8 protein-coding genes are annotated in these 18922 nt (G+C 29.1%); 1 reads left to right on the top strand and 7 read right to left on the bottom strand.

The genetic code is table 11. The features are described from left to right. Positions 1-15: 15 nt before the first annotated feature. The 5 genes from N3Z17_RS04095 to N3Z17_RS04115 all read right to left on the bottom strand — a co-directional run bounded on the left by N3Z17_RS04095 (position 16) and on the right by N3Z17_RS04115 (position 15655). A complete protein-coding gene (locus N3Z17_RS04095) occupies positions 16-11100 on the bottom strand; it encodes a non-ribosomal peptide synthetase (RefSeq protein ID WP_282471471.1) in 11085 nt (3694 codons plus the stop codon). 24 nt (positions 11101-11124) lie between these two features. Next, entirely contained in the window at positions 11125-11247 is a 123-nt protein-coding gene (locus N3Z17_RS04100) for a hypothetical protein (protein WP_282471472.1), read from the bottom strand. A 26-nt stretch (positions 11248-11273) separates the two neighbouring features. Next, positions 11274-13019 (bottom strand): ABC transporter ATP-binding protein, encoded by a 1746-nt coding sequence (locus tag N3Z17_RS04105; RefSeq protein ID WP_282471473.1) that lies wholly within the window; start codon positions 13017-13019, stop codon positions 11274-11276. 203 nt (positions 13020-13222) lie between these two features. After that, entirely contained in the window at positions 13223-14296 is a 1074-nt protein-coding gene (locus N3Z17_RS04110; RefSeq protein WP_282471474.1) for a threonine aldolase family protein, read from the bottom strand. A 396-nt stretch (positions 14297-14692) separates the two neighbouring features. Further along, positions 14693-15655, bottom strand: coding sequence for a TauD/TfdA family dioxygenase (locus tag N3Z17_RS04115; RefSeq protein WP_282471475.1), 963 nt, complete (start codon positions 15653-15655; stop codon positions 14693-14695). Between the two features lie 184 nt (positions 15656-15839). On the opposite strand from N3Z17_RS04115, the gene N3Z17_RS04120 reads away from it, so the two are divergent. Next, positions 15840-17306 (top strand): hypothetical protein, encoded by a 1467-nt coding sequence (locus N3Z17_RS04120; RefSeq protein ID WP_282471476.1) that lies wholly within the window; start codon positions 15840-15842, stop codon positions 17304-17306. Positions 17307-17336: 30 nt separating this feature from the next. Here the strand turns inward: N3Z17_RS04120 and N3Z17_RS04125 are convergent, their stop codons facing one another. Together N3Z17_RS04125 and N3Z17_RS04130 are read right to left on the bottom strand one after the other, a co-directional pair. Further along, complete coding sequence (locus tag N3Z17_RS04125) at positions 17337-18320, bottom strand: phosphotransferase enzyme family protein (RefSeq protein WP_282471477.1); 984 nt, start codon at positions 18318-18320, stop codon at positions 17337-17339. Positions 18321-18639: 319 nt separating this feature from the next. Then, on the bottom strand, positions 18640-18885 hold the full coding sequence (locus N3Z17_RS04130) for an integrase core domain-containing protein (protein WP_282471478.1): 246 nt from the start codon (positions 18883-18885) through the stop codon (positions 18640-18642). Between the last annotated feature and the right edge of the window lie 37 nt (positions 18886-18922).

Below are 18922 nucleotides of genomic sequence, written 5' to 3' on the forward strand. Positions count from 1 at the left end.
ACACACACCATTTTTCTATTTTCTAAATTTAAATGTTTGACCTTTTATATTATTATCAAATAACTTTGATAATAATATTGAAAATTTTTCTATGTTTTTATATTCGAAAATCTTCCCTACATGAATTTTTTTTGAGTATTCGGTATTTATTCTATTAATCAACCTTGTTGCTAGTAGAGAATGTCCTCCCAATCTAAAGAAGTCGTCTTTTATTCCTACCCTATCTATCCCTAATACCTCACTCCATATTTCACACATCTTTCTCTCTATCTCATTCCTTGGTTCTACATAATTCACCTCATCTATAAAATCTACTTCTGGCAATCCTTTCTTATCTATCTTTCCATTGACTGTAACTGGTATCTCTTCTATCCTCTTTAACTTACTTGGTATCATATATTCTGGTAACTTATCTCCTAAATATCTCTCTATTTCTTCTTCATCTAACTCTTTCTCACTTACATAATATCCTACTATATACTTATCTCCTCCTTCTCTTTCCTTTGCTACCACTACACTCTGCCTAACTCCTTCATAACTCTGCAAGACACTCTCTATCTCTACAAGCTCTATCCTATACCCCCTGATCTTCACCTGCTCATCATTCCTTCCTATATACTCTATATTTCCATCACTTAAATATCTTCCTAAATCTCCTGTCTTATATAGCCTACTATATCCTCTCTTTATATCTTCCTCTGTTGCAAATGGATTTGCTATAAACTTCTCTGCTGTTAACCCTGGTCTATTTAGATATCCTCTCGCTAATCCTTCCCCTCCTATACATATCTCTCCTATCGCTCCTATCGGTGATAACTCTTCTTCTTTTGATAATATATACACTTTTGTATTTGATATCGGCTTGCCTATTAACACTTTTTCTATATTTTTATCTATATAACTATAATGCAGCACATCTATTGTTGCTTCTGTTGGTCCATATAAATTATGTACCTCCACTCTTTTTAACTTTTCATGAATCTCTTTTACTGTTGAAATCTTCAGCTCTTCTCCACTACTAAATATATATTTCACATTATCCCTATATCCTTTATCTACACCTTCTAAATAGCTATTTAACATTGTTGGCACAAAATGCATTATTGTTATTTGCTCTTTTCTACTTAATTCTTTTATATAATCTACATCTCTTTGCTCTCCTTCCTTAGCAATCACTATACTCCCGCCATACCAATGTGCCCATAATAATTCCCATACTGATACATCAAATGTATATGATGTTTTTTGCATTATTTTATCTTTCTTTCTTAATGGATATTCCTTGTTCATCCATTTTATACGATTTACCACTCCACCTTGACTTACTCCCACTCCCTTCGGTTTTCCTGTAGTTCCTGATGTATATATTATATATGCTAGATCCTTTCCTCCTCTTTCTAGCTTTATATCTTCTCCTTCATATTTTTCTATCTCTCTTTTAAACTCTTCACTGTCTATTTCTATTACCTCTACCTTATTCTCTACCATTTTCCTTATCTTCTCTACATTCTTCTCATTACTTAATATTACCTTACATTCTGCATCTTCTACTATATACCTTATCCTTTCTTCTGGATAACTTGCCTCCATTGGTACATAACATCCTCCTGCCTTTAATACTCCTAATATCGACAATACCGTATATTCACTCCTTTCTATACATAACCCTACCTTTACTTCTCTCCTAACTCCAAACTCTTCCCTTAAATATTTTCCTATTTTATTGCTCCTTCTATTTAACTCCTCATAACTTATCTGTACTCCTTCTCTTACTAATGCTATTCTATCCCCTGACTTCTTCACTTCCTCCTCAAATCTCTCTAATATACTTCCTTCTCTCCCTTCCCTCCACTCTGTCTTGTTCCATATGTTAATTTTTGCATCATCCTTATGTAATTTAATAGGCAAGAAAATATCTTTGCCTATTAAATTACCAAGATATAATTGAATATAGTTTAATATGCTCTGAATTATGATTTTTGAAAAATAACCATCATGCATATCTAAAGAAAAAGAAAACTTATCGCATTTTCTTGATACTGTAAAAACGCACGGAATATTTGTTTTTTCATAAAATTCCTCTATATGGAATTTTTCATTTCTATCTAAGATGTGAAAGTGCACATAATTAAAGCTAAAAATTAAATTTTCTATCATTTTAAAATCGCTTTTCAGCTTCATAAAAGGATATTGCTTTATTTTCAAAAGCTCTGTTTTGATATTATTTATTTGATTATTTAAATAATCACTCGTAATATCTCCTCCCTTTTTAAACTTGTATCTGAATGGTATAGTATTGAGAAAAAGCCCTATTTGTTCATCTCCACCTGGCACTTCAAGTCTATTATTAACTACCGTACCTATTAGTATGTCATTAAATCCAAAAACTCGAAACAAAGCATAAAAATAAGCAGATAAAAAAACTGTATCTACTGAAAAACCTGAAGTTTTTGCATAAGAAATAATCTTAGTAGAATTATTTTTACTTAATTTAGCACCAACCTTTTCAATTAATTTCGTGCTATGTTGAATATGTTTCACAACTCGATTTATGTTATTTTTATATCCTTCTAATAACTTAAACCATAAATTATAAAGACTTTTCTTATTCATATTTAAAAGCTCTTCTTGAACAAATTCAGCGTACGAAATAGAACTATTATAATTTATAGATATTTCAGAATCGCCATACATATCAACAAATTCTAAAATTAATGATGCCAAACTCCAGCCATCCATTATTGCATGATGAAATGATATCACTAAAGAAAAACCATCATTCCTTGCTACCGTATTTATAACCAATCTAAATACACCAGGCATTTTATAATCAATGCCTTTATCAAGCTCTTTATCTATAATTGATTTAGTACTGCATCCTTCGACTATTTTTATTTTAGACTTCAAACTAATTGACTTGTTCTCTATCAATAAATAACCATTCTCAATATCTTCAACAAAATTACTCCTAAGCATTGAGTGCTTTGTAACAATCCTCTCCCAACAACCGATGAACTTTTTATAGTCAAAAGGTATCTTTATAAGATATGATACAACATCATGATATGAGTATTTATCAAATATTGACTCTATCAGCATTCCTTTTTGCAATGAGCTTGCTGGATAGATATCTGAGATACTATTTTCTTCAAGCTCAAAGCTTCTCTTATTTTCATCTGAAATCAATGAAAAATGTTTGTATTTTGAATTTACATCTGCTTCATCTATTATATGTTGCGCAATATCTTTAATAGTTTTATAGGCAAAAATACTATGTATTTTTAGTTTATAACCCTTTTGTTTTAATGCACCAACAACTCTTAAAGAAATGATAGAGTCTCCCCCTAAGTTAAAGAAATTATCTGATCTACCAATTTTTTTTATCCCCAATATGCTAGACCATATTTCTGCTTGCAATTTTTCCATTTTGGTTATGGGCTCTTCATATTCTTCAATACCTTCCCTACCCTCTGGTTTAGGTAAATTTGACCTATCTATTTTACCATTTGATGTCAAAGGTAAATAATCTATTATCATGATTTGTTTAGGTCGCATGTATTCGGGCAAATTTTTCTCACAATTTTTACGTATAGAATTAATAATGTCGCTTTTATCCACTTTGAAATTACTGATTTCTTTGCTTAATAACACATAAGCAACTAACTTTTTTAAATTTAGCTCATCCTCTCTTAAAACAACTATACACTGATCTATATTATCTATACTTGTTATTACAGCTTCGATTTCTCCTAGCTCTATACGATACCCTCTTAATTTGACTTGATGATCCACTCTTCCAATATATTCAATATTACCATCTGCTAAATACTTAGCTATATCACCAATCCTATATATTCTTGAATCACAACTAAAAAACTCATTCTTATTACCATTATAAAAAGGATTTGCTATAAATTTCTCGGCTGTTAAAGATGGTTTGTTCCAATAACCTCTTGCTAAACCTATTCCTCCTATATAAACCTCTCCCATAACACCAATAGGGACCTGATTTAAGTGTTCATCCAATATATATATCTTCACATTACCAACGTTTCTTCCCAAAGGAATGATGCTATTATTTGCAATCTCCTTACTATCTAATATATGAGTTAAAGATAAATCTGAGCATTCTGTTGGCCCATAAGTATTTACAATTTTACAATTTTTATTATTAAATACAAAATCTTTTAACAGTTGTACTTTTATGCCCTCCCCACCTAACAATACCATCCTAAGAGTAGGTAGCTCTTTCTCTCTTTTATCTAAATTTTCAATTACTGAATAAAAGGCACTAGGAGGACAATTAAAAAAAGTTATATTATTCTTTTTTAAAAAATAAACTATTGCTTTAGAATCAAATTTTATATCATCAAATAAATTAATTTGGGATCCTGATATTAGTCCACCTAAAATATTTTTCTGAGTTAAATCAAACCCAAATGCTGTAAAAATGATAATCTTATCTTTTTTATCAATTTCAAATTGTTTTTTATACCAGCTCAATAGATTTGATACCCCAGCATGCATTAAATCAGATCCCTTAGGTAACCCTGTACTGCCTGAAGTATATAAGAGATATATTAGATCACCTAACTTTGAAAGAGTTAAATTGCTATCATTATCTGGCAAAACAGCCTCTTCAATAAATACTATTTTACCTATATTTGGTATATTAGCTTTATGTTTTGATTTTGTAATTGTGATCGATGCCTTAGAATCACGTAGCATATGATGAATTCTTTCTATTGGATAATCAACATCTATTGGCAAATAAGCCATGGCAGCCTTTATACATGCAATCATCGAAATAACCATATCTATAGATCTTTCAACTAAAATAGCAACTACCGTTTGTTCTTTGTTTTGCTCTACTATTGATTTAAGATATCTTGCTAGCCTATTAGATATACTATTAAGCTCACGATATGAAATATTTTGATCAATGTATGATACCGCTATTCTGTCAGGTGTACGTAAAATCTGCTCTTCAAATAAACGATCTACTGTTAAGCCACGATAATAGCCAGTATTTGTAACATTTAGACTTTTTATTTCTTCTTCTTCTGTGTAATGCAAGAATTTTAGTTCAGTTGTATGATCTACCCTTCCTGAAATTTGTATTAAAAAAGATTCTATCATATTCATAATGTTTCTAACTAACTTATTTTCTATTAACTCTCCTGCATATTTTATTTTAACAAGTATCGCACCTTCTTCCTCATACACAAGTATTCCTAAAGGATAATCTAATTTCTCTATTACCTTTTTGATCTCTATGATTAAACTTCCGTCTTTCTCCTTTGATTTAGGATAATTCTCATATGCAAATACTGTTTCAAATAATCTTTCTCCTCTTTTTTGTATTTTAGCTAAATTCACTCCACTTTTAGTAGTGATTAAATTTATATCTCGCTGAATAGTCTTTATTGCTTTTTCAGTGCTTTCAGATCTATGCTCAACTAATAATGGCAATGTATTAATATATAAACCTACTCCCTTTTCTATACCTATGATATGCTTTTCTCTCCCTGATATAACAGTCCCAACTACAGTTTGCTTACTTGCTCCGTATACACTTAAAATCTTATGCCAAACATATTGAAGCATGGCATTAATCGTGACTCCTTTTTCTTGATTATACTTTTTTATATTATTGTATAAATCTCCTGATATTATTAGATTTTTTTCTTTATATTTTTTTATATAGTGATAATTTTCTTCTCCATAATCATTTTTAAACAAAGCTAATATGTTAGTTCTCTGCTCTATTCTTGATATATATTGATGCCAAAATTCCTCGTCCTTCTTTAAATTTTTTTGTATATATTTTTGGACCTCTTCGTAATTTCTATCTTCTATCACCTGTATTTTCTCACCCTTTATCTTTTTTAGATAAGTTTCATGAACATATTCTTTTAAAATTACTCCACTCCAACCATCTAAAATAGCATGATGATTGGAAAATATACATCTGTATAATTCCTTTTCTAGCTTAATAATATGTATTCTAAATAATTTCGCTTCGTCTAAACTATAACCTTTTTTCGTCTCATCTTCTTCTATTTTTTGCACTATTAATTCTTTGTTAACTTTTTGGCTCAAATCAATATAGCTCCAATCTAACTTTGCATCCTTTTCTATTACCTGTAACAAGTCTTCTTTCCAATCAAATCTCAATCTTAATGATGCGTATTTTTTTTGTGCGCATTCCCAGGCTTCTTTTAGTTTTTCTATTTCTATATTATTTTTATAATCCCATATTATATGCATTTTATATGCTTCATCTGAATCTCCCTGCATTACAGCATGATGTATGAAACCTTGTTGCAAACTGTTGGCTTTATAAACCCCTACAATCTCACTAAGATGCTGCAACCTGCCTAATTCTTCAGCAGATGTGATATTGCTCACATCACTTACTGTCAAATAACACCTAGTTTTTTTTGTGGTATAATCTATCACTTTTAATAGATTTTTATGCAATGCTTTAGATAACTTCTGAGTTTTTTCTTTTCCTAACTTACTGATTATTTCTAATCTTAATTTACCTCCTATTACTAATCCAGTAACATTTATTATGTTATCTTCTATATTTCCTTTTCCTATTGCCTGCCCTGCGTTTTCATTTACTACAGACCATTCAATAGTTTTTTTATTAAACTGCCCTAAATAATTAAACCATATTTTGGGTAACTTATCTCTGTCGTAACCTTTTATTATACCGTAACCTAAGCCTCTATTTGGTATCTGCCTTATATTTTCCTTCATATCTACAATTGTCTTTTCTAGGTCATCAGATAGCATGAGCTTTACTGGATATAATACCGTAAACCAGCCTATACATCTTCTTATATCTATTTTCTCAAATATCTCTTCTCTCCCATGCCCTTCTAGTACTATATGATTTATATTTTCTCCAGTTATTTCTTCTAATGCAATAGCAAGGCTCGTTAACAACAAATCATTTATTTCTGTGTTATAGGCTTTATTACTCTCTCTTATTAACTTTTTTGTATCTTCTTTAGTTATCTCTATTATATCATGTTCTACTCGACTATTTTCATACTGCAATTTAAGTAGCCTAGCACTTTGATAATCAAACAGAGCTTTTTCCCAATACCTATATTCATGTTCGTTTTTTTGTTTATATAAAGTTAACTGCTCAGTCCATTGTCTATAGCTAGTACCTTTTTTTCCTAAATCCCTTCCTTCATATAAATTTTGAAGGTCTTCTGATATTATTCGCCAGCTTACAGTGTCTACTATCAAATGATGCATAGCAAAAAATAGTCTAGCGCTTCCATCTTCATAACCATATATATAACCTACTTTATACAATGGGCCTATTTCTATATTAAAATCACTTTGCCACCTTGTTAATATTAAGTCTAATTCCTGAAGCCAAATTTTTTCTTCCTCTTTACCTGCTATACTTTTGATGTTTAATTTTTCTACTTTCTTTATTTTCTCCTTTTCAACACTATAGTATTGTTGATACATACCTTTTGCATTCCTTCTATATCTTAATCTAAAGCTATCGTGATAACATACTAGTTTATATATAGATTTTTCTAATATCTTTATATCTAGTTCTGGAACTCTTAACATAAAGGACTGATTCCAATGCCCTATATTTTTATAGTTGCCTTTAAAAAACCATTCTTGTATTGGCGAAAGAGTTACATTTCCTCTCAGCCTTCCTGATTCTGCTTTTATATCTGTAGCTTTATTTCTTTGTCTTACTTCTTTCCAAATTCTTTCTATATCCCTAAATTCAAATATATCATTAACAGTAATATTTAAAGCAAATCTCTGTCTTAACCTATTCACTAACTGAATACTAATTATACTATCACCACCTAATTTAAAGAAGTCGTCTTTTATTCCTACCTTATCTATCCCTAATACCTCACCCCATATCTCACACATCCTCCTCTCTATCTCATTCCTTGGTTCTACATAATTCACCTCATCTATAAAATCTACTTCTGGCAATCCTTTCTTATCTATCTTTCCATTGACTGTAACTGGTATCTCTTCTATCCTCTTTAACTTACTTGGTATCATATATTCTGGTAACTTATCCCTTAAATATCTCTCTATTTTTTCTTCATCTAACTCTTTCTCACTTACATAATATCCTGCTATATACTTATCTCCTCCTTCTCTTTCCTTTGCTACCACTACACTCTGCCTAATCCCTTCATAACTCTGCAATACACTTTCTATCTCTCCAAGCTCTATCCTATATCCCCTGATCTTCACCTGCTCATCATTCCTTCCTATATATTCTATATTTCCATCACTTAAATATCTTCCTAAATCTCCTGTCTTATATAGCCTACTATATCCTCTCTTTATATCTTCTTCTGTTACAAATGGATTTGCTATAAACTTCTCTGCTGTTAACCCTGGTCTATTTAGATATCCTCTCGCTAATCCTTCCCCTCCTATACATATCTCTCCTATCGCTCCTATCGGTAATACGTTTATATCTTCATTTAATATATATATTTGCTTGTTCTTGTATATATACAGCCTTTCTCCAACTTCCTTACTATATACTCCTACTACTGCTTCTGTAGGACCGTATTCATCTATCACTCGCTTTACACCTACTGATTTCAGAGCATTTATCAATTCTATTGGTAATTTTTCACCACCTAATATTATTTCTTTTAAGTATAATTCTCCTTCTGCTATTAAACTTGCGTAACTTGGTACTAACTTTGCTATTTCTATTCTTTCTCTCTTTAAATGATTTTTATATTTCTCTAGATCGTCAACTCTACCTTGATAAACTACTACGTTCATTCCTCCAATTAAAGCTGCTAGGCTTGTTGTTACAGTTAAATCAAATGCTAGAGTTGTTGACAAATCTATTCTTCCATTTCCACTCCATCCACCGTATTCAATCACATTATTTAAATAATTTACCACTCCACCTTGACTTACTCCCACTCCCTTTGGCTTCCCAGTCGTTCCTGATGTATATATTATATATACTAGATCCTCTCTTCCTCTTTCTACTTTAATATCTTCTCCTTCATATTTTTCTATCTCTCCTCTAAACTCTTCACTGTCTATTCCTATTACCTCTATCTTATTCCCTACCATCTTACTTATTTTCTCTACATTCTTCTCATTACTTAATATCACCTTACATTCTGCATCTTCTACTATGTACCTTATTCTTTCTTCTGGATAACTTGCCTCCATTGGTACATAACATCCTCCTGCTTTCAATACTCCTAATATCCCCAATACAATATGTTCACTCCTTTCTATACATAACCCTACACTCACTTCTCTCCTCACTCCAAACTCTTCCCTTAAATATTTTCCTATTTTATTGCTCCTTCTATTTAATTCCTCATAACTTATTTGAACTGCCTCGCTTACTACCCCTAAACTATCTGGTGATTTTAATACCTGCTCTTTAAACAACTCTTCTATGCTGCTAGATCTAGTGTAATCTTTATCTGCCCTATTAATTTTTGTTATTTTTTCCCGTTCAATACTGCTAATCAAAGGGATTTCTCTAATATTTGCAGATTCTCTTTTTATGGTATTAATTATGAAGGATTCAATGTTTTTTAGGAAATTATATAAAGAAAAAAGGTTTGCTACTTCTAAATTGCATTGAAAAGTTATTTTATTTTTATTTGTAGTTATATGAAACGCATGATGCTCAATATCATTAAAAGGTAAGACTTTTTCTTTAGATATAGAAATAGGCATACTTTTAGCATCGAAGTTATTTTTAAAAGCTATATCTGTCGAATATGGTATTCTTTTTTGAGTTAAATTAATTTTTTCTATAATATAAGAGGTAGCTTTCTCGAAAGAATTAATGCCTTTAAAATTAAAGTTCAGAGGATAACTATTACAAAGAAGTACAGAACTATAATTGTTATTAATCAGATTAACTGATAACTCTTTTTGTTGTAAATATTTTGAAAAATATAGAATCACTAAGGCTAATAAATAGTCCTCCACATCTATTTTAAGCTTTTTAGACTTCAACAATTCACTTGGAATCTCTAAAATCTCCGAATTATATTTACCCAGCTTCCATGGCAAATTAATTTTTTTTATATTAGATATATCAAAATCCCAATACAACATTTCTTTAGATGATTTTTTTAGATAATTCGATAAATCTTCTGAGTGCTTTAAAGATAATGAATTTAATTGACTACCTATACGCAATGAGTTTTTTTCAATTACATCAATAATTGAAACCACTTTACCACTTATGTCATATAATTTTTCTATGATAACAGATCCTTCTATAGCAGCTATTTCTATTTTTTTATCACTATAATCCAAAATTTGACCCGCCTCATACTTTGAATAAGTTCCTCTTTTTATACTTATTTTTTCAGGATAATAAATTTTTCTCGCAAGTATGATCTTTAAATAAGTAAAATTATTTTCATATTTACCAAAATACAAAGATCTGGCAAGTCTATCTATATCTAAAATTGGCATCTTCCAATTAATAACACCTGCTCCTTTTGGCTTTTGATTTTTATAATAAAAAGTACGCTCTGTGATATTTTGCTTTTTTCTACTAATATTTCCTCTGATAAGAGCTATTAATAATTTTTTAAAAGAAACGATAGCTGCTTGAAAACATTTTAAATTTAAAGTTAGTGTAGTTTCGTTGTTATCAATTCCGAAAGTAACCTGTTCTAGGATTTCACCTAAATCTACCTTTTCATTAATTATATGCCATGTCACTCCATGTTCTTTTTCATTATTTAGTATAGCCCATGAGGTTGCATAGGTCCCAGCATATTTAGGAAGTGGCCCGTCATGATAATTTATTGCGTATTTATTCACCTTCTTAAGCAACCAACCTGGTAAAATATAGGGGTTTGCCACACTGAATAAATAATCAAAATCTGCTACATCATTAAGCTCTTCAATAGATTTGATATACTTAACATTTTGTTGTTTAGCCCACTTTTGCAATTTTAAATCATATGATATTATGCCTAAGGCCTCAAATCCTTTTTGTTTTAATAATTTAAAACAGGTTTTAACAAGACCCGTAGAACCTATAATATAATATTTGTTTTTAATTTTTATCATAATCTTTGCCAATAAAAATTTTTTTCACCACTCCCCCTTACTTATTAAAACAATTTCTTTTGCTAAAGATGTTACCAAAGTATGATTTAGTATATTAATTTCTTTTTCAAAACCTCCCATGTTAGCAATTTTAGAACTACAGAGCATATTTAATATATTATAACTGTACAATTTTAGCTCCCTCTTTCAAATAATTTTCTGTATCCTTTGCAAGATGATAAAAGATCGAAATGCTTACCTTGTCTAATTAAATTACCATTTGAAAGGTATAAAATTTCATCCATCATTTCCAAATTATTATAATCATGAGTTATTATGATTTTAGTAATATTGCTTAGACTATTTAAATAGGCAAAAACTTTTTTTTCTATATTTTTATCTAAAGCAGATGTTGCTTCATCAAATATTATTATTTTTGGTTTTTTTAATAAGACTCTAGCAATACCAATTAATTGCTTTTGTCCTCCAGAAATTTTCACACCATTTTCTCCTAATTTAGTTTCATAACCTTTAGGCAGTAAATTAACAAAACCCTCCACCCCAATAGATGACATAATTTTGATAAATTCACTATCTGATGTCTTAAAATCATTACCAAATAATAAATTCTCAGAAACGCTATCATCTAAAATAAAAATATTTTGTGGAACTATAACAATAATATCTCTAAGGAAAGTGTATTTTAAATCCTTAATATTGTAATTACCAATAAAAACACTGCCTTTTGATGGCTCTAAAATCCTAAATATTAATTTAGCGATAGTAGATTTTCCCGCACCATTTTCTCCTACAATAGCCGTAGTCTTGTTAAAAAGTATCCTAAAATTAACATTATTTAAGACCTTTTTAGATTGATCATTAAAATTAAAACTGACATTTTTAAAACTTAAATCAAAATCATCTATCTCCTCTATATTTCCATCTATCTCATTTAAAATTTGCAAATTTGGTTCTACAATATCCATAATATTTTCCATCTTAGTTAATCCATCAAGGACCTCTCTACCCATATTACATAGCAAATTTAGTGGTGTAATCAATTGTATTAAGAATGTTGTAAAAAGCACGAAATCTCCAATATCCATGACACCCTTTTGAACATTGATTCCTATGACTAACATCATTACCAATAAACAAATCCCTGCAATTAAGTTTTGCCCTATTCCTAGCAAAGCAGATAATTCAAATTTTTGGGTTGCTGAATATTCTCTAAAAAAGGATATTTTCTTAAATTTAGCAACGGCTAAACTTTGTGCAAATTGATAATGAATACCATCAATATTTGATAACATATCATTGACATATGAAGCAAATTTGCGTGCAGATGTGGAACTGTCTTTTTGCTTCTTTAATATATATTTCATTGTTGACCAACTATACGCAATATATAACCAAGGGAAAGTCATCAATAAAAATGTATAACTGAAACCATAAGAGCACCCAATAATTATTATAGTTACGAGTAGCTCAAACGCTACTGGTATTATTGAAAAAAACATTCCATACAATATATAAGCAATTGAACGCTGAGACATTTCAATAGCATTCATAACACCACCAGTATGATGCTCATGATAAACATCTAATGGCAAATGAATTAAAGATCTAAATACCTTTAAATCAAAATTACTTATTGCTTTTTCGAAAGGTTCACAACTTACAAATTCACGAATTTTAAATAAAATATTACTTAAAAGCCAAATTAAACCATATCCTATTAGTATTATGATTATATATGGTTGAAATTTATTATCAGCTAAAATTTCTACAATATATCTGAATACCCAAGGCATTGATAGATTTAATAAAGCAATTAAAAAAAATAAAAAAATACTAAAAAAGATTTTTTTTCTAATCTTAGGCGCACAATCAAATAAACTATTAAAAATTTCCTTTATAATTTTACTTTTATTTACCATTCCCAATATGCACTAAGTTATTGTTGTATTAAACTTCAGATCCACAAATATTATATATCTACATATAATATACATATCAAAATGAGTTCTGCAGCTGTATCACAACCAACCATCATTGAAACGGCATCTTATACGCACAATCTAAAGGATATAACCACCCTCTCTTCAAAGCTAATACATGATTAAAAATTTTACAAGTATTTTCACATATGCTTTTGGCTAAGTTTCAATACGTATTTCATTTCATAAGATATTTCTTCTGCTATAAAATCTATGTCTTGTAAATCTACATCCTTATGCATTACCACCCTTGCAACGTATTTAGACCATAAGTAGAGTTTTATATTTTTAGACAGGAGGTTATTAATAAATATTTCTGCTGGCAGCTTAATCTTCGAAAAATCTATCATAATAATATTTGTTTCTACTTTCGATAACGTTATCCCATGTATTTCTGTTTTATGTAGCAAATTTGCTAACATTTTGGCTTTACTGTTGTCTTCTTTAATCGTGCCAATATTATTTTCTATAGCATATAACGCACATTCTGCCATCAGACCAGATTGATGCATACCACCCCCATACCATTTATTATATTTTCTTGCTTCATTAATAAAATTATTCTTCCCTAGCAATATAGCACCAAATGGCGCTCCCAAACCCTTAGTAAAGGTTAACATCATGCTGTCAACAACTGCTGCATAAGAATCTGCTTTTATACCTTCTTCTACTATGGAATTAAAAATCCTTGCTCCATCTAAATGTACAGCGAATCCTGATTTATGTGCAAATTTTGAAACCTCGTGTAATTTCTTTATTGGAAAAATTTTACCTCCATGGTAATTAATAGTATTTTCCAAACATAATAATTTTAAATTATTGTTGTATTTTGAATTATTTCTGTCACTCAATAAACTACTTAAATCTTGTACTGATATCAAACCATCTGATGTTTTAATAGTATGAAGTTGTGTAGCAGTAATCGATGCTATGCCAGCCGCTTCATAATAATTCACATGATAGCTATAATCTGTAACAACGCATTCTCCTGGCTTAGTATGGACTTTAACTGCTATCTGATTAGCCATAGTACCTGAAACGACAAACATACAATCCTCAAAACCAAACAACTCAGCACATTTTTCTTCCAGTGTTTTCGTACTAGTATCATCATCTAAAAATACATCATCACTACTAGCCTTATTTATTGCAGCATACATATGCTTACATGGCTTTGTAACTGTATCACTTCTTAAGTCAATTATTTTTTTATTCATCCTTTATGAAATTACATTACGCATAAGTAATACACCCTGAAGTAGACAAATAAGTATACGGAAATGTTGTCTGCTAATTTTCTATATACAAATGTGAAAATAAGAAGAAACTCTAGGTTCACGTAATAACATAATCACCATCTCACAAATACTATGACTTCTTCTGAATAGGCACCAGCCATACCACTACGTAATCCTATCAAAACAAATTTTATAAATCAAGTAGTATCCTTGACATAATATGACTATGCTTATTTTTTGATTTATAGTTAAAGCACTATAAAAGTAGCTCAATGATCAAGATATACATGTATTATTAAGAAGGCCTTTCACTATTACCAAATAATATAGATTTGTTAAGTTATTATAGTTTTCATTTATTACACACATACTTGCTTATTCACCCATCGACACTACGACTTTTCTTTTGCCAGTGTAAGGATTCCTAGAATGTGTCATTAGTACATTATCTAAGATCATTATATCACCCTTCCTCCACGGAAACTCTATTCTTTCTTTTTCATATGCATCCAATATATGCTTGATATAATCTCTTGGGATCTCCGTACCATCCCCAAAATATGAATTTCTAGGCAGATTTTCCTTCCCTACTAATTTCACTATACTCTCTATGTCTTCCGCTTTTATAGTACATACATTAAACAAGTGAGCTTGATTAAACCATACCTTTTCTTTTGTTTTTGGATGCTCTAAAGTTGCTTGGCACACTTGTTTAGTAGTTAAGTCTACTGTATCATCTTCTCTCCATTGAAAATTTATTCCATTATTTTTGCAATACTCTTCCACTTCGCTTTTATCTTCTGTTTGAAATACTTCTCTCCAGCTTAAATCTATATATCTACTATAGTTTCTTTTGTATAAAATTTTTTTCTTTTCAAAAATATCGATAATTTCTTTATCTATATTTTGCAGTACGTATCTACTATCAGCTATAGCAGTTTCACCCCCTGTCTCTGAAGGTATAATGCAAAAAAACATTACTTTATTAGGCCATTTATTCGTATATGCATTTTCATTATGAAATGTAATAGCTTTTTCAGCAGGATACTCAGTCGAGGTGTATATTTTACCTCCTAATTTTGTTCTAGGTGTAGACCTGTTAACATAATCAAATAGGTTTGGAGATATAATATTAGACAGTTTGCTGAATTCAGATAATGATCTCATACCTGCACCTCTAATCAATAAACCACCATACTTCAACAATTTTTCTTCCACAACATCCTTAGACTTATCAACTAATACTATCACATCATCGTCTGGATCAACGTTATAGCACGGTATTTTTCCTAATCCACTTTTTGCTTTTACAAAAGTATGATTCATTGAATCTAACATTGTATCCCACCTCGCTAAATAGTAATTAGAGATAGTATCTATATTATTTATTTTTATCAAGTGCTTATTTCTATTTACAAAATTATAATTTTTTGATTTTATAGCAGTAGTGTTATAAGTTGACCAGCTGCAATTTTTTTTAATCGATTAATAGCATTAACAAATTTTTTTTATCATTACTCTTATGAATAAATCTGGAAAAGCATTACTTGTAATAGGAACAACCTTAAAAAGCCAAATATACTTTGTAAAAAAAATATGCTCTAATATTCCTAATTTAGTATATGTAGATACAAAAAAAGTATTTGAAAAAACTTGTAAATCTATATCTTCTGATTATTTTTATAATGAATTATCTTTTTTTCAAAAATTTACTAACAAGAAATTTGTAGACTACTTAGACTTACTATACTTTATTCAAAAATTGCAACATTCTGAAATACAATTGTTGTATAAAGATTTTTATAAAAAAGCACAATATGTAAATAATATAATCTTATATCGTTACTACGAAGATCTATATCTAGAAATTAATAAATTAATAAATAAAGGCAAAAATTGTATATTTATTGAAAATATTTATAATGACCCGTATCCGGATAGAAATGAGGTTTTTTTTAAATTTTTTAATATACTTGGGGATAATTTTAAAAATTTACATATATATACTGATATTTCAACAACCATAAGAAATTCCATAAACAATAACAATAATATAATTAACTCTTTCTTATCGAAAAAAAGTATAAAAAAATCTGGAGACAACTTTGAACACCCGTTATTCACTCTAGAATTATTTCCCCTACTATATGAAATAACTGAAAAACCAGATAAAAATATCTTTGAACAAATTACTGGTAAAAGTCTAAAAAATGCTTACTTAGAATCTATATATCAAGCAAAAAAGCTCCTCGGCTTTTTTGTTTCCAAACAAATTCCATATTTTTATCACAAACAATCTATATTAAACGAAATTGGAAAAAGTTTTTTATATCTCAAGGACTTTAAAGATAATTCGAATTTATATATTATTAATAAAAGAACAAGCTATAATTATAATATCATTGAATCAAATTATAGTACTAAGGAATCACTGGATAAAAATTATACTAATCTGATACGAAATATAAAATCTTGGATCTTTGATGATAAATATATTCCTTATTTAGACAGCTATTCAAAAACAAAATCTAGCCTAATAGAATTATCTTCAGTAGAATTTTTATTCAAAACAAAACTACCCTTTAGTAAAAAAGAAGAGGTCAGCAAGGTATTAAATAACCCATCTGTTTTTTTTATAGACACTATCTTTACAGAGAATACTCAAAACAATATTTTAAAAGAAGTTATAACTTTATTTTTTAAGAATAAAAGTGCAGATTTTTTCCTCAGAGTGGGAGAAAAAAAATGGTCCTACTATACTATTAAATTATTAGAAAATAACACATTTCAAATATTATTTTATAATAACTCCAATATTAATGTTGAGAAAGATGAACTTCATTTAATTATGGTAAATTATATATATATCGAAATAGCCAAAAAATTAAATTCTCATATATTTATAGACATAATAAACTTAAATCCAGAAGAAAAGAAATACCTTGAATTGATAAATCAACTAAATATAGCTCTTTCTATTATCCAATAGAATAGCAATAAACAAAATGTATATTTCATACTACTCTTTCATACATTTAATATAATAATTCAAAATATATTCAGAATTCATTTGCGGTTTATCCTTATAAAAGAGAAAACTTGAACCTAACATAAAAAAGTATCTAACCTTTATGAAAAAATCCATTACATCAAAATCTTCTTTATTGATACTGTTAATTTTAGAATAACCTTCAAAAAATTCATTCATACATCTATCAACAAAATCTTTCTTGTGAGAGTTAAGTAAGTCCCATTTTAATACTGCAAATTCATACATGTAATAACCATATCCACATAACTCAAAATCTATTAAAGTTATTTTGCCTGAATCAGGATTATACAAATGATTCCCAGCATGTATATCTCCATGAATTAACTTCAAATTTTCATCTAGTTTATAGCCAGCTGAATGCGAACTAAGTAATGAATATACATTATGTAATTCTTTTTTGATTTTTTTATTTGGAAGCTCAACATATTTTTCTATATCATTCCATGCTTTATCTAAAAGCAATTTCAAGTTTAATTCTCTAGAACAGTTTAAACCAGATCGAAATTTAGATGCTATATTATGAAATTTTGCAACTGTCTCACCTAAAATTTTAAGCCTTTTATCTTTAGTTAAAGTATGATCCCATTTAAAACCTGAAACATATTCATAAACCGCTAAATATTTACTTCCTTCTGGCAAAATAATAGTATCTATTATGTTTCCTTGTTTGTTTTTAATTGGTCTTGGAACTGAAAAATTATTTTTTTCTAAATATTCTTGCAATTCTAACTCAAATAAATAATGCTCCTTGTTATATTCCCAGCACTGTCTCTCGAAAAAAATTTTTATTACATAGCTTCTATTTGATGTTTTTAATAAAAAAATATCATTACTTCCACCAAATTTTATAGGCTTACACATCGCTATATCTTGAAATTTGTATTTATTACTTAATTTCTTAGATAAATACTCTGGATCCAAAAATGATCTGCACACACGTATATTGCTCATAAAAATCACCTTAATAACTTATATTTGTTGTTGTAGTACAACATCCATAATGTTAGAATAATTCAACGTTGCAAGGTGTGTCAATCTATAGTTTCAATATCTCTAAACTATATATTAAAAATGGAATAATTTATTGAAATGAATGTTAATAAATATTTGCACTAGTTGAGGTAAAACAAATGCCCCATATAAATACTCCTAACTACATACATGGCTTAACAAATTCCTACATGCATATTATAAACCGTGTTTAATAGCAGGTGCAGGAGGCACTGCATTTGGTATAGTGGGCCCATTTATCAAGACACAAAATTAAACATTATGAGATACAATTTACAGCCATTAAATTACCATTATTATAATACACCTTTGCTGGAGTAAAATATTCCAAAGATTGGTGCATTCTTTCATTATTATAAAACTTCACATATTCATTTATAGCATCTTTTGCCTCCATAACAGTAGTTAAAATTATTAAATATATTTTTTCTTGTTTCAACGATCTCCATAATCTTTCAATATAGACATTGTCTAAAGCTCTTCCTTTACCATCCATACTAATCATTATTGCATGTTGAATTAGGATAGAGATAAAGTTATTG

This window comes from Candidatus Bandiella numerosa, from assembly GCF_029981845.1.
GTDB classification, from domain to species: Bacteria; Pseudomonadota; Alphaproteobacteria; order Rickettsiales; family Midichloriaceae; genus Aquirickettsia; species Aquirickettsia numerosa.